The sequence below is a fragment of the Thalassoroseus pseudoceratinae genome, assembly GCF_011634775.1.
Classification (GTDB): Bacteria; Planctomycetota; Planctomycetia; order Planctomycetales; family Planctomycetaceae; genus Thalassoroseus; species Thalassoroseus pseudoceratinae.
In genome coordinates this window covers 856,617-870,316 of the sequence record NZ_JAALXT010000001.1, presented here as the reverse complement: position 1 = coordinate 870,316, position 13,700 = coordinate 856,617, and the positions used below count along the sequence as shown (strand labels likewise).

The following is a 13,700-nucleotide window of genomic DNA, read 5'->3' as shown; positions in this document are numbered from 1 at the left end:
TGAGTGGCCCGCACCTTGAGAAATGAACGATTCGGTCCGATGGAAAACTGGAAAGTCGTCCTATCGACGACTTTCCAGAAGGATCGGTTGATCTCAGCGGACACGTGCTTTGAAGGTCACGACGCCACCAGTTTTGGGAGGCAGAACTTCGTCGAGTTCGAAGATTAAGACCAAGCTGCCTTCGGAGTTGTCTTCGTAGAAGATACGGCCACCACGATCGCTGGTTTCCGAGTTTTCAACCAATTCCAATCGCGGTGTGAGGTTGTCGACGATGCGAATGTGGTACAAACGACCATCGCCGATGTTGTCGTAGCGGAGTGTAAACGTGATGACGTCGCCCGGCAATGCCTCTTGTCGATCGGCCATTTTGACGATGCGAAGTTCGCCGTTTCCTTCGTCTTCGACTCCCACCATCTCTTCGGGTTTGAACTCGGCGTGCACTTGTTGAGCGGCTTGAGTGCGTCCCGTGATTTGCGGGAACTGGACTTGCGACCACTCGACGGCGGCTTGGATTCGTTTCGCAAGCCAAGCGGATTCCGTCTCGTTCAGGATGCCGCTGGCGAGGAACGAAATCTCTTGGTGTCCGCTGCGGTAGCGAGAGTATTCGCCGAGATTGATGTTCTGATCCAAGTCACCCGAACCGACGGGAACATCCACGCCACTTGCTTTGGTTCGCATGTTGACGCCGATCGCGGGAGTCTGTTGCGTTTGCGTGTGGAAGCCGGTGTTGGCGAGCAGTCCGCCGGTGCGAGTGGCTCGGTCGGCACTGGCCACACCAGCGAAACCGATGTCCGTGACGGGAGTATCAATCGTCCGCATCGCGGCAAACCGTGGAGCATACACGCACACACGGTTGCTAGCTTTCACCTGAAATTCACCGGAGGTATCAACGTATTCCGCGATCGTGTCCTCGGTTTCCAAGCCTTGGCGATTATAGTCGTCATAGTGGATCGGATAACCGCGATCACCACCGTCGCAGAGGTATTCATCCTTGTAGATTCGTGACTCGCACGATGGGGCACACACCATCGGCCCCTCACATGGCGGACAGAAGGCACCACCAACGCCAGCGAGGGGAACTCGGGCGTCTTGTGAGTAGCGTTGCACGGTTGGTGCTGCGGGCTGTTCCGTCGACTGAGCCAGCACGACGGTTCCTGCATCTTCAGCACCTTCGGCAGTGCTCGTTGCAGTGACAGTGGAGTCTACGATTCGGGTGTCCGTGGGATTCGCCCACACACCGCCCAACGGAGACGCATTGGGACCGTCCACCGACGTGACTTCATTGGTTTTCTTGAGCGCGATTCCCTTGACCACCTGAGCGGACGCCATCGAATCGGATTGTTCCGATTTTCCGGCCGGATTCGTCGACAAGAATGGGTCACGCTCGTTGCTCGATCCGCCTGGCATGGCACAGGCGCTGAGCAAACACAGACATCCCATGCTTATGATGCTGGCGACAAACCGCGATCGCTCGGAACGGAAAACGGTGGTCAGCATGTCGAACCTCTCGAATTCGAATTCAGTGTCCAGTCGATCGATCACAGTTGTTCTACTGCGGATTCTTCGCGCCACGCATGGGAATTGCCGGAGCACCGGTGCCGTAGAAGTCAGAATCGGCGGCCGGATTGACGGGCAATCGACTTCCGAGTCGCACAATCGCCAGCGGTCGCCCGACACGATCCGCCTCCGCCAATACGTTGGCACGTGAGTGCAACGTTGCGGTGGGGATACGGTCCGTTTGAGCTTTCGGGCTGGCCAGGTCTGGTTGTTCGAGGTACACGACTTTCGTGACCAATCCGCCTGCAGCGGCGGCTTCGAGTTCATCGAGACTGAATTCCACCGGCACGGGGTACGCGGTTTCGCGACCGGGCGGCGGATGTAGTCGATCGAGAACCTCGATCGTGGGATACAATTCCATCCCAGCCAGTTCCGGCATGTCTTTGATTTGCAATCGGTAGACATGGCCGACCAGCAAGCCCGCTTGCGTTGTGCCATTCAGCGGAATCGTTTGCACGCCGCTGTGATAAACGGTGACTTGCCCTTCACTCGGCAATTTGACCTGGAATGCCTGATAGTACGGGCATTGCGGTCGTTCGCCGAAGTTTTTCATGTACGCCGCTTGCCCAGGTGGCATGCGAGCGTGCAATGGTTGGTACAACGGACGATCGCCGATGAATCGAGCTGGTCGCGTTGTTTGAGCATTTGCGGCAAACGGCAGTCCACACAACCATGCGAAGCCCAGACCGAGCATGACCATCCGCGATCGGATGACTCGGCGGTTCCCAGGATCACCGAAATGGCGTTGTTTCGTGGCTTGTTTCACAATGAATCTCACGCCAAATCTCCTACGCCGTGTCGCACGATTGAAGACAAAACGGAGCGGAACCTCGTGAACGAGATCACCGCTCCGAATTTGGGGTTTGACGATGCCATTACGTCTCGACCGAATCAAACCGGTCGTTTGGGAGCGTTCCACTCGGCGAGTGTTGGTCTATCGTTGTGACCAACGGGGCCAAGAGGTTTCGCCGTTTTGGTACATCGGATGTTTCTCGGTGTACTCGACTTGCGAAACTGGCGGAGGCAATCGGAAACCTGGCTCGTGTTTGACGACGAGGCTGAAGTCTCTCACACCTTTCGGCAGATCGTTCTTCGAGTTGTTGATGACCGTGTGCGATTGCAACGTTGGGTTACCACCGAGTGGCAAGTGCGCCGGTCCTGGAAGACCGATCGGCGTGCCGGTGTAAGGTTGACCCCATGGTTGAATCGGTCCCATACCTGCGATCGGGTGCATTGGTGGCATGCCCGGTGGAACACGCGGACCACCGACAATCGTTGCACCTGGCACACCAAAGCCACCGGAACCGGGGTTCATGGTGTCGATCGGTGTTGGCGGAACGAACTTCGGAGCCGTTCCACCTTTTTGGAACTGGACCTGTTGAACTTCGCCGTCATAGTTCATAGTCGTCAAGTCACCACCAGGAGCGGACAACGACGGGCCAGCTTCCGAATTGCCTTGGGCAGGCAACCCTTGCATACCTTGCGGGCCCGGAGCTTGTGGCGTTCCGAACGCGGTCGGCATTTCGTAGTCGAAGTTACCAACTCGCAAGACGGCCATGATGGTTCCTCGTTTGTCGGCTTCGACAACCGGATCAACACCAGGAGCCAATCGTGTGGAGACCAAGGTTTCCACGTCGCCGATGGCCAAGTCTTGGAACTTGGGATCCGGCAGGTAGATGACTTTCGTCACGAAGTTGCCGGCAGCGACTTGATCCAAGTCGTCGATGGTCAACTCGATCGGAATGCTGTTGTGTGTCAGGTAGGCATCGGTTTGCGGCTGACCAGGATAGACTTGCAACGTCGGGTACAACGTTTCGCCTTCTCGTTCCGGCATGCCGGTGAGTTTCAGGCGGAAGGTGCTCCCTTGGAGGAAGTTGTACCGGCCAGGCACGACAATTTGATTCTCGGCGAATCGATTGCCAACTTGCCAGCCCACTCGCATCGCTTGCGGAGACACGAATCGAACTTGCGTCGTCCGTTGCACTGGTGCAGCCGGTGCAGGAACCGGCCAGTTCAAAACACCCGGTCCCGGGCCATCCACACCAGGGCCGGGACGCATCATCATCGCTGCGGGAGGTGCTGCGTACTCTCCCTTGTCGAACATGTTAGACACGTTGCTTGAGCCATCCCCGGCGCAACCGACGCAGACGGCTACAAGAACGCCGAGACCCAAAAAGTAGTATTTCATCGTCACCCCTCTGGCTGTCCCTAGCGTGAAGGCCGATGGCCAACGCCGGAAGCGGTTTGGACTCACGTTGACTTCCTATCACTTGATAGGTCGCCCTCGCACCTTCCCTCACTTCTCCAAGCGACCCCATGTCACTTAGGCAGAATTCCGTTGCTGTTCACTCGCCAAGTCGGCTCGACCCACACTGCCAATTCCCGCTACAATACTCAGCGGTGATGAAAGTGAATCCGAGCGTTCCGCCGCTGAATGCTTTCCGCGACGACTCGACGCATCTATTCTTTCGGACTCTGACCAGCTGAATCTTTGATAAAACCCGTCATTTCCGCTCGACTGGTAGAATCGACAGACCATGAAAATACTTGATTCCTGCCCTAGGTTTCGTAAATTGCCTGTTTTTGCGTTTGCGATGGGATTGGCATGTGTCTTGGGAACCGTTTGGAGGATCCAGGCCCAAGAAAACGAAACGGCCGACCAGAGTTCGGAAGCCGAACAATCCCAGCAAGCGTCGCTGCTCGAGCGATCTCGAAAGAAGCTGCTCAATCAACCGTATCGGGCGAAAATTCACGAGACGATTACAGTCGGTGGTCGGCAAGTCGATGCCGAGGGTTTTTTTGTGCAAGGTCCGAATTTGAAAATGCGAATGCAGATCGAATTCGAAGCCGCAGGAATGAAAGCTCGGCTGTTGCAAGTCTGCGATGGCGACATCGTCAACACCGAACAACAACTCGATGATGAAATTCGTCTCACTCGGCGGGATGTGCAACAGATTCTCAACGCGGCGACACGGTCAGGGGCGATTGGTCAGAACCGGATTATTGTTGAGTTGGGAGTCGGTGGCGTCGCGGGGTTGCTGGCCAGTCTCGAACGCAACATGGTTTTCACCGAACCGACTGAAGAAGTCATCGACGGGGAACGGTTCCAAGTTCTCGAAGGCAGTTGGAACGAACAGTATCAGGCCAAGTTTAAAGCGAATCCGCTCACGGCGAAGCAGTTGCCACAGCATTTGCCACAGAAGGTGCGGATTTATCTCGACTCCACCTTGTTCCCCCGACGCATTCGTTATCTGAAGGAAAGCGGCGAGGACAAAATCCTCCTTCCGCTGGTGACGCTCGATTTCAACGACATCGCCTGGCTCAGTGCGGATGATCTGGCTCAACAGGCGGAACTCTTTCGTTATGAAGCGCCCGAAGGAATCTTCCCGAAAGAAGTGACCAACCAGTACATTGAAATGCTCCGGAACGGCCCATCGGGTCAATGACTTAGTAAATTCGTCGGGTTCATCCGGAATCGTTGCGGCGAAAGACTGGCACGATTACACTCTCCAAGTCTGACGAAGCCGTCTTGCGACGGATACACATTTCGTCTTCGCCAATTACCCCAAACCACCATTGATTCGCTCGACAGCTTTGGAGTGTGAGACTATGCCCCCTCCTCCACTTTACGATCTTTCCAAACTGGATTTCAGCAAGCCGATGTACGACTTGCAGGAAGTCCGTCGTGTCAATCCGCAACGACACGAGATGGAACAGCTTTCCGCCGTCGTGCACATTGACTTGGAAGAACGCTGCATCATCGGCTACAAGGAAGTCACCAAGGAAGAATTCTGGGTGACTGGGCACATGCCCGGCTTTCCATTGATGCCCGGCGTCATTCTCTGCGAATGTGCCGCTCAGTTGGCGGGTTACTACGCGCGGAAACACGATTTGCTCGGCGGCGACTACCTCGGCTTCGGCGGGATGGATAACGTGCGTTTCCGTCAGCCAGTCTTTCCCGGATGCCGATTGGACATCATTTGCCGCGTGACAAAAATCCGCAAAGGTCGCCGATCGGAATTCGATTTCCAAGGCTGGGTTGAAGACAAAATGGTCTTCAGCGGCAGCATGATCGGTGTGCCGATCGAGCGGAATCACGAACTTCCGAAGTGATTGGTACCTCAGCTTGACGCGTTGAGTTGGAACGATTTCGGAATCATCACGAAATCGTTCCAGCAACATACCGTCGCAGCGGACTCCTCATTTGCCCGGTTCACGAGATTCTATTTCTTTTTCTCGAACACAATGATGTGTTGAACGGGCAAAACGTCGATTGTCTCTTTCCATTTGAGACCAAATTCCGGCTGCGAGGCTTCCTTCTTGACTTGGGCCTCGGTCATGGTGTGGACGAGTTTGATCATCCGCCGCACCTTCGGATCTTCCTTGCGGTACTCGACCCACACCAATCGCCCACCCGGTTTGAGAGCCTTCGCAAGTTTGGCTGTCATCTCGTAAGGGAACGCGAATTCATGGTACACGTCGACCATGAACGCCAAGTCGACAGTGTTTGGCTTGAGATTCGGATCCTTCTCGGTTCCTAGCACGGGCGTCACATTCATGATGCCACGAGCTTTCATTTTCTTGTCGAGTAGACTAAGCATCTCATCCTGAATATCGACGGCCAATACGGTGCCGTTTTCACCGACCGCTTTGGCCATCATGGCTGAGATGACACCGCTTCCCGCACCGATATCCGCGACCGTCATTCCTGGTTTGATTTCGAGTGACTTCACCAGCGACGAGAGTTTCTCTTCCTTCTCGCGTTCCGGCCGTTCCAACCACGGAGCCGCTTGCCACCCCATCACACGGGCAATTTCGCGACCCATGTAGAACTTCCCAATGCCGTTCGGGTCGTGACGCAATCGCGTTTCATACCGCGATTCACTGGCGGATTCCGTTGGCTTTTCGTCCGCGGCGACCAATTCTGGACCGACAAGGAACGCCAAGGAACATCCGGTAATTGCCAGGAAATGACGGAATCGCATTGCGGTACTCCTTGGAACTATGCTGTCGGTCAACTCGCATTGCTGTCGAGTAGCTGACCCGATTCCGGGTCGCGATGGGATTGTCGCATGAAGTCTTGCCAGTCGGCAAGCGGCATCGATTCGGCATCCTCGACAATGAGGTTGGGGATGCCGTTCACGATGGCATAACGCAAACGCTGTTCGGGATCGGTGCTGATGAGTGCATCACCGGTCGTCAGCAACGCCGCGCCGGAAGCCGGACATTGGATCAACTCTTGAACCGCTGCGAAATTAAATTCACTCATCAATTGCTCCGACGTTGCGTCGATCATGTGTCGGTTTGAACCCACAAGACGCGGTTCTTTTCCACCACCGATTCCACGACCGGTAACAAACCTTTAAAGAATTGCTCGCCGGGCTCGCCTTCATCTTGAGAAAGCGACCGAAAGTGCGGTTCGACCTGTTTCAGTTGAGCCAGCAATTCCCGAGATTTCTCTGGCAAATAGAACGAGTACATCGGAAACGGATTCCAATCAGATTCCGGCTTCCCGAAGTATCGAAAGCCAGCGTTGCCGAATTTCGGTTCCGCCATCATCGTCGCGCCTTGTTCCGCTGCGATATCGGCACAGTCCCAATAGATGCTTTCGTAATCCGAACATTGAAAGTCGATGCCAAGTTGTTCGCCGGGTTCGTCATCAAGCAAGCCGATGATTGTGTCCCAGATGCAGGCATCTTCGTAACTCAAATCGGAGTACCAGTCCGGCGACGCGAGCCGTTCGACAATCTTCGCAATCAAGGCGTCTTTGTCCGAAGGCCAAACGCTATCCTCGGCTTCAAATTCTTCCTTGAGATCTTCGAACTCCGCGAACAGATAGTCCACGAAGATTTGACCATGTTCCCGGGTGGGGTTCATGGTCAAATCGCTGAACACATTATGGTCGAGCGTATAGAGAAAATAACCGGCCATTCTGTGTTCCCTTGCAGCGTACGAAGGCAATCTAACCGTTCCGATCAAAACCCGCGAGCTGCGCGGATGTCATCGAAGTCACGCAGTTTGTAGTCAATGCCGACATAATCGAGCACTTCACACAGGGCACGAACGGCGACGCCGGTGCCGTCTGGTCCGCTGAATCCGCCGAATTGTCCGCCGCCTTTCAAGTGCGGTTCGACTTCCAAGAAGAAACCCGGCACACCAAGTTTCTGCATGCGTTCCGTAAGGGCGGGCAAGTGACGTTTCAGATCCCGCAGCACCATTTCGTGACCGGAATCGCCGATGTTAGCGGGGACGAAGTTCTTGAGCTTGTCTTCGTTGATCACCGAAGCATCCCGATCACCCATCCAAGTGTGACCAGGATCACGAGCGTAGTCTTTGATGTGCATCCAACCCAAGCCGTCTCGCATCGCGGTGTATTCGTCGTAGCAAGTCAGCGGGTTTTTGTCTTGAGCGGCCACGTTCCCGCCGTCGAAGATCAAAACCATGTTGTCGTGGTTGACTCGCTTGTGGAGTTCCTCGAGGAGTTGTCCGGTTTCACCGATGAGGTTTGGCTCGATTTCCAACCCGTAGATCAACCCCTCGCTGGCACACCGATTGACAATCTCCGTCAGTTGTTCAGTGGCCTTGTCGAGATACTTCGCTGGGTCATCTCCTTGTGGGTGATAGAAGGAAAAACCGCGAATCAGCTTGGTTTCGAGTGCGACCGCCACACGAATCGTCGCGGCCACTTCACCATCGAGATATTCTTGGAACGGCACAAATTTGTTGTGCGAACCATCTTCTTGATCCAGTAGTTTGACCTTGCCGATTCGTGAGCCGATGCTCGTGACTTTCATCCCGAATTCATCGTGGAGCGTCTTGAGTGTGGTCAGGTCATCGTCGTTTAATTCCACAACGTGCTTGACTTCGCCGTTGCCGTGAACGTCGAGAAAACGTGGGCTGTAGTAACTCAACCCAATCGCGGAGAGCGCGACGAATTGCTCGATCGCGGTCTTGTGATTGGCAGCTTCATCGGCGAAAGCACTGAGGATGACTTGCGGACGGGACGACATGGATTGTTTGCCTTTTCGTTGTTCAGTTTGAGAAATCTCCGGCCATTCTTGAACGCGACGTCCAGAGATTCAAGGGTAGGAAGTTGAAATGCAACTTCGTGTGAGGTGTTCGTGTCGTTGTGGGACTGAAAAAAATTGCCACGCGGTATTGGCCATGTTTTGACTGGCGACAAGAGCGTTCCGAATTCTCGTGTCCGCCGAGTTTCTGTCGGCCCCGAAAATGATTTCGGGAAACAGCCCTTAAACGATCCGGCTTCCCGCTCCCCAACTGGCGGCATGTTGCAAGTGCCAACGCATGGCCGCTTCAGCCATGTCGGGATTGCGAAGACGGAACGCCTTCAGAATGTGTAGATGGTCAACGTAGCCGTTGCGGAGTGTTTCTTCCGTGTCTTGACCGGCATCGTATGAGAGGCGTTTGAAGCTCCAACATTTGCGAATCGCTTCACAAAGCGGGAGGTTGTCGGCGTACTCCGCGACCGCGTGGTGAATTGCATAATCGAACTCGCGGGATTTCTGCATCCAGCTGGGATCGTCATCCGGGCTGATCGCGTTGGCGAGTTCTTCCAGTTCTTCGAGCACGGAATCCGGAATGCGAGTCGCCGCTCGTGCCGCCGCCGCGGGTTCGAGCAACAACCGCAATTCGTGCAGTTCGACCAGCCAGTTCTCCGCGTTCTCACGGACGACGGCCCGGTGATTCCGCTGCTGCATCACAATGCCATCGGCCGCCAATCGCCCCAATGCCTGAACGACAGGCGTGCGGCTCACACCCATATCGGCAGCCAACCGAGTTGACTTCAACTCGGTCCCTCCCGGTAGGTCCTGGTGGACGATTCGTAACAGAATTTGATGGTACACGTCATCAACGAGAGAAGCGTCATCGGATGCAGTCATGGTCGTGAGATCTTGGGTCGTCGAAGATTTCGTAGAAAATTGGTAGTTGACAGCAATCGCATGGGGATTTAAGGTGCATACACTTTCGCTTAGCAACAAGGACTCATGCAAGGTTCTTGTGTCCACTTTTTGATAAATAACTCAATTCGCTCTCCTTCTTAACATATAAAAGTGAACCCACTTGTTGATCGGTTTAAGGTGACATGACAGACAACGCGGGCCAGAATTCTTCTCCTTTGTTACGTGCCGGCATGGTCGGCATGGGCATGATTTTCGACGAAACCTATCGACCGTTCTTTGAGCGGGCCGCGTCAGACCGGCTTTACGACCGGCGTTTCGGTGCGATTGATTGCCAACTGCATTCCGTTGCGACCCGAACGGGGTCTCGGGCGGAACGCTATCGAAAATCAGCACCGGCTGAGTTGGCATCATTTCAAAGTTTCACTGGCGATAACGGTGTTTCGGAGATGATCGAAACCGGCGTGGACTTCGCCTGTGTGGCCACACCGGACGATCGCCATTATTCCGCCGCCAAGCAGGTCTTGGAAAGTGGAAAGCACCTTTTGGTCGAAAAACCGTCCGTCCTGAAGTTGCAAGAACTCGACGATTTGGTCGGGCTGGCACAGGAACGAGGCGTTCTTGCGAAAGCCGTCTATCACAAGCTGCTCGACCCCGATCACAAGAAACTGCGGACATTTGTTGTCGATGGTGTGCTCAATCATGTGAACACCGGGTACTGCACGCTCCTGGAACCGAAGCAGATTTCTGGCGATCAGTTTTCGGAATGGATTACGGGGCGAAACCCGGGCACGTATGTCGCGGTCCATTACATCAAGCTGATCGACTTCACCTTCGGTGGGCGATTGAAAACGATCACCGCAACCGGTCAGAAAGGGATCGTGGCTCCAAAGGACAGCCCGACCTGGGACAGTGTGCAAATGCGGATGGTTTATGAATACGACGACGGTCGCGAAGCCGCCTTCGATATTCACACTTCTTGGGTGACTCCCGACAACTTCCCTGGCTATGTCGAGCAGGAAGTTCAATTCCGTTTCGATAACGGGCTGTGGAACGGGCATAGTCGTAAACGCGGTGTGGAATGCACCGTTGAAGACAAGACACCGTTCACGGTGAAGAACTCAATCAATAATCATTACAACGCTCCGGTTGTCGAGCCGTGGGGCGAACGCTCGCAACGTGGTTACGGTGTGGAAGTGATCGAGCGTTTCGCGAGAGAAGTTGGATATGTGGAATTTGGTGGTTCCGCAGAAAACCGTACGGAACGCCTCAATGAGATGCGTCAACTGACATACAACGATTTATCTGCCGATCGACAAACCGTTGCGGCGGTGCAAGCACTCGAAGCCATTTTGGAACATCATTCCGCAGGCGAACCGGATTGTGTGGTTCGCGTCAATGATGCTCAAGGAGGACTCGTGTTGTACCGTCCCGGGTCGAGCGAAGTTGAAGTTCTGTACGAGCCAAAAGTTTGATCACGGCTGGTTCATTCCATCGGCCGGTCTGACTTTCACAAAAGGATTGCCTTGAGTGAACAGCTTGTCGTGTGGAAGACCCAGTCAATGCCTACCTCAACCGTTTTGTCTAGCTGTTGTTTTCCTTCCAATCAGGTGCCTTCATGACGCATTCCATCGAGTTTCCCGCCGAAGATCGTTCTAATGCTGCCCGTCGGATTATTGCTCGGCAAGAGCCGCCGTCTTTGCGGACTTACACACCGAGCCAAGCGGTGCTAGCGAAATCGGCTGGTGTCTTCCATTGGACTCCGGAAGGCCGACGGCTTTACGATTTCACATCGGGCGTATTGGTCGCGAATTTGGGGCACAATCCCCGAAGCTGGATGAAACGCTTTGCAGACTACATGGGTTGGAAGCCGGAACACCTCACTGGCACCAGCGAAGAAAGCCCAAGCGGTCAAGATGATTACTTCGAAGCCGTCACGATGACCGCATACAACGCCGTGACGGAAGTCGAAGCGAATGCTGTGCAGCGGTTGCTTCGCAGTGTGCAGTCATTCCGTGGCGGACGACGACTCGACACCGTCGCCTGGGCTGCCTCGGGGTCGGAAGCCGTGCAAAAAGCGTTGTGGGCGTGTTTGGCTCGTGACCCAGATCGTGACATCATCCTGGCAACTCGTCACGGTTTCCACGGCAAGAAAGGTCTCGCGGGAGCCGTAACCGGTTCAGAGCAAGATGCCGATCGCGATCCACGCGTCAAATTCATCAGCTTCCCGATGCAAGAGATCGACGACGTGAGCCGTCGCGATGAAGACCTCGATCTCAGCGAATACGAAGCCGAGTTGAAGTCGATGTGGGCCCGGTACAGCGAACGCATCAACTGTTTGATCACCGAGCCGTATCTTGGTGGTGGCGGAAGTTATCATCCACCTGCCGCGTACTTGCATTTGCTGGAGAACTTCTGTCGGCAACACGACATCATGCTCATCCTCGATGAAGTTCAAGCGAACTTCGGACGAACTGGCTCACTGTATGCCTTCGACAAGTACGGCGTTGAACCGGATTTCGTCTGTCTCGGGAAAGGACTCGGGAATGGTGTGCCGGTTTCTGCGGTCGTTGGTCGTGGCGATATCCTGAACGGAATGAAGTACGGTGCTACGTCGGATACTTGGAGTGCCAATCCGATAGCATCGGCGGCCGTGCTGGCCACGCTGGATGAGTTCGAAACCACGGATGTCATCAAGCATTCCGCACGGCTCTCGGAAATCTTCATGACCGGTCTCGATCGGTTGAAGAAGACGAAACTCATCTCAAAGGTTCGCGGCGAGGGAATGGTCTTCGGAATCGAATGTGCGGCGGTCGGTGAGATGGACTCTCACGAAGTCGCCAATGCGATTGTCGAAACCTGTTACCTCGGTTCCGAATCCGACGGCATTCACTTGCTTGGCCCGCTCGCGGGGAATGTGCTGCGAGTCAGCCCACCGTTGACGATGACAACTGCGGAAGCAGAGGAGTCGTTGGTCTTGATGTACCGACTGATTGAAAAATTGGCCGGACGACTTCTCAAACCTCAAGAAGCCGCCGACCGCATCTAATTTGTCGAACAGTTTTTGATCCGAATAGACGTCGCGTTGATTCCGCTTGGGAATCACGCGGCGTTTAATTCATTGACGACTGCCTCACCCATTTCCGTTGTGCTTACGGCATCACCACCGGCGGCAATGTCGCGAGTTCGCAAGCCATTGTCGAGAACCTTGGAAACAGCGGTTTCGATCGCGGTGGCTTCTTCTCCGAGTTCGAGCGAGTGACGAAGCAACATGGCACTGGCGAGAATGGTCGCGAGCGGATTGGCGATGTTCTGGCCAGCGATATCCGGAGCCGACCCGTGAATGGGTTCATACAAGCCCGGTCCGCTTGCGCCAACCGAGGCCGATGGTAGCAGTCCCAGTGAACCCGGGAGCATCGACGCTTCGTCGGTGAGGATATCACCGAACATATTTCCGGTCACGACGACATCGAAATCTCTCGGACGCGAAAGCAGGTGCATTGCCATCGCATCGACCAAGACGACTTCGTATTCCAACTCAGGGAACTCTTCACGCATCACCCGTTCAGCGACACTCCGCCAGAGGCGGGACGGTTCGAGCACGTTGGCCTTGTCGACACTCGTAACTTTGCCACGCCGTTTCCGGGCGGCTTCACCGGCAATCCGAACGACCCGTTCGACTTCCGGCACGGAATACACCATGGATTGCGTCGCGGATTCCACGCCATCGGTTGTTGATCGGCCGGAATCGCCGAAATAGATCCCGCCAGTCAATTCCCGAACGAAGAGAATGTCGGTTCCGTCGATGATGTCCTGTCGCAACGGTGATGCGGAGATCAATTGCGGATGACACTGAATCGGTCGCAAATTCGCGAAGAGGTCGAGTGCCTTCCGGATTCCGAGAAGCCCCTTCTCCGGACGCGTTTTCGCATTCGGATCGTCCCATTTCGGTCCGCCGACTGCACCCAGCAAAATCGCGGCGGAATCTTGGCACAGCTTAACGGTGTCTTCTGGCAGCGGGTCGCCTGTTTCGTCAATTGCACAGCCGCCAATCATCGCGGAGGCAAAATCGAACTGGTGCCCGAACTTTTGGGCAACGGTTTCGAGAACCCGCTGACCCTGGGTGATAATCTCTGGTCCAATCCCGTCACCGGGAAGCAAAACAATCTTGGCGTGCATGGCCGTTCCACTTGCAGTTCTAATGGATGAATTCGAAGTGCGGGT

General features: G+C 54.9%; 13 protein-coding genes. 4 read left to right on the top strand and 9 right to left on the bottom strand.

Going from position 1 to position 13,700, the window contains the following annotated elements:
* Positions 1-93 precede the first annotated feature (93 nt).
* From G6R38_RS03190 to G6R38_RS03180, 3 genes are all read right to left on the bottom strand, one after another.
* Positions 94-1,497, bottom strand: a complete 1,404-nt coding sequence (locus tag G6R38_RS03190; RefSeq protein WP_166820218.1) for a hypothetical protein — start codon at positions 1,495-1,497, stop codon at positions 94-96.
* 52 nt (positions 1,498-1,549) lie between these two features.
* Positions 1,550-2,335, bottom strand: a complete 786-nt coding sequence (locus G6R38_RS03185; protein WP_166820217.1) for a hypothetical protein — start codon at positions 2,333-2,335, stop codon at positions 1,550-1,552.
* A gap of 156 nt (positions 2,336-2,491) precedes the next feature.
* Complete coding sequence (locus G6R38_RS03180; protein WP_240928048.1) at positions 2,492-3,811, bottom strand: hypothetical protein; 1,320 nt, start codon at positions 3,809-3,811, stop codon at positions 2,492-2,494.
* A 283-nt stretch (positions 3,812-4,094) separates the two neighbouring features.
* On the opposite strand from G6R38_RS03180, the gene G6R38_RS03175 reads away from it, so the two are divergent.
* Together G6R38_RS03175 and G6R38_RS03170 are read left to right on the top strand one after the other, a co-directional pair.
* The gene (locus G6R38_RS03175) at positions 4,095-5,003 is read left to right on the top strand and encodes a hypothetical protein (protein ID WP_166820216.1); all 909 of its coding nucleotides are present in this window, start codon (positions 4,095-4,097) and stop codon (positions 5,001-5,003) included.
* A 163-nt stretch (positions 5,004-5,166) separates the two neighbouring features.
* Positions 5,167-5,670, top strand: a complete 504-nt coding sequence (locus G6R38_RS03170; RefSeq protein WP_166820215.1) for a 3-hydroxyacyl-ACP dehydratase FabZ family protein — start codon at positions 5,167-5,169, stop codon at positions 5,668-5,670.
* A 110-nt stretch (positions 5,671-5,780) separates the two neighbouring features.
* Here the strand turns inward: G6R38_RS03170 and G6R38_RS03165 are convergent, their stop codons facing one another.
* The 5 genes from G6R38_RS03165 to G6R38_RS03145 form a co-directional block, all read right to left on the bottom strand.
* A complete protein-coding gene (locus G6R38_RS03165) occupies positions 5,781-6,542 on the bottom strand; it encodes a class I SAM-dependent methyltransferase (protein WP_166820214.1) in 762 nt (253 codons plus the stop codon).
* A gap of 29 nt (positions 6,543-6,571) precedes the next feature.
* Positions 6,572-6,826 (bottom strand): hypothetical protein, encoded by a 255-nt coding sequence (locus G6R38_RS03160; RefSeq protein ID WP_166819647.1) that lies wholly within the window; start codon positions 6,824-6,826, stop codon positions 6,572-6,574.
* 23 nt (positions 6,827-6,849) lie between these two features.
* Entirely contained in the window at positions 6,850-7,488 is a 639-nt protein-coding gene (locus tag G6R38_RS03155; protein WP_166820213.1) for a hypothetical protein, read from the bottom strand.
* 44 nt (positions 7,489-7,532) lie between these two features.
* Positions 7,533-8,567: a sugar phosphate isomerase/epimerase family protein gene (locus G6R38_RS03150; RefSeq protein WP_166820212.1), complete on the bottom strand. Its 1,035-nt coding sequence runs from the start codon at positions 8,565-8,567 to the stop codon at positions 7,533-7,535.
* Between the two features lie 240 nt (positions 8,568-8,807).
* Positions 8,808-9,458, bottom strand: a complete 651-nt coding sequence (locus tag G6R38_RS03145) for a GntR family transcriptional regulator (RefSeq protein WP_166820211.1) — start codon at positions 9,456-9,458, stop codon at positions 8,808-8,810.
* Positions 9,459-9,661: 203 nt separating this feature from the next.
* Here G6R38_RS03145 and G6R38_RS03140 point away from each other — a divergent pair, with 203 nt between their 5' ends.
* Positions 9,662-10,951 (top strand): Gfo/Idh/MocA family protein, encoded by a 1,290-nt coding sequence (locus G6R38_RS03140; RefSeq protein WP_206028440.1) that lies wholly within the window; start codon positions 9,662-9,664, stop codon positions 10,949-10,951.
* 143 nt (positions 10,952-11,094) lie between these two features.
* The gene (locus G6R38_RS03135) at positions 11,095-12,525 is read left to right on the top strand and encodes an aspartate aminotransferase family protein (protein ID WP_166820210.1); all 1,431 of its coding nucleotides are present in this window, start codon (positions 11,095-11,097) and stop codon (positions 12,523-12,525) included.
* Between the two features lie 53 nt (positions 12,526-12,578).
* Here G6R38_RS03135 and leuB read toward each other — a convergent pair whose 3' ends face one another.
* Positions 12,579-13,655, bottom strand: coding sequence for a 3-isopropylmalate dehydrogenase (leuB, locus tag G6R38_RS03130; protein ID WP_166820209.1), 1,077 nt, complete (start codon positions 13,653-13,655; stop codon positions 12,579-12,581).
* Positions 13,656-13,700: the final 45 nt, after the last annotated feature.

Bases quoted from the DNA above. Each gene is read 5' to 3' on its own strand.
- G6R38_RS03190 (WP_166820218.1), bottom strand. From the start codon at position 1,497: ATGCTGACCACCGTTTTCCGTTCCGAGCGATCGCGGTTTGTCGCCAGC.
- G6R38_RS03175 (WP_166820216.1), top strand. From the start codon at position 4,095: ATGAAAATACTTGATTCCTGCCCTAGGTTTCGTAAATTGCCTGTTTTT.
- G6R38_RS03170 (WP_166820215.1), top strand. From the start codon at position 5,167: ATGCCCCCTCCTCCACTTTACGATCTTTCCAAACTGGATTTCAGCAAG.
- G6R38_RS03165 (WP_166820214.1), bottom strand. From the start codon at position 6,542: ATGCGATTCCGTCATTTCCTGGCAATTACCGGATGTTCCTTGGCGTTC.
- G6R38_RS03160 (WP_166819647.1), bottom strand. From the start codon at position 6,826: ATGAGTGAATTTAATTTCGCAGCGGTTCAAGAGTTGATCCAATGTCCG.
- G6R38_RS03155 (WP_166820213.1), bottom strand. From the start codon at position 7,488: ATGGCCGGTTATTTTCTCTATACGCTCGACCATAATGTGTTCAGCGAT.
- G6R38_RS03150 (WP_166820212.1), bottom strand. From the start codon at position 8,567: ATGTCGTCCCGTCCGCAAGTCATCCTCAGTGCTTTCGCCGATGAAGCT.
- G6R38_RS03145 (WP_166820211.1), bottom strand. From the start codon at position 9,458: ATGACTGCATCCGATGACGCTTCTCTCGTTGATGACGTGTACCATCAA.
- G6R38_RS03140 (WP_206028440.1), top strand. From the start codon at position 9,662: ATGACAGACAACGCGGGCCAGAATTCTTCTCCTTTGTTACGTGCCGGC.
- G6R38_RS03135 (WP_166820210.1), top strand. From the start codon at position 11,095: ATGACGCATTCCATCGAGTTTCCCGCCGAAGATCGTTCTAATGCTGCC.
- leuB (WP_166820209.1), bottom strand. From the start codon at position 13,655: ATGCACGCCAAGATTGTTTTGCTTCCCGGTGACGGGATTGGACCAGAG.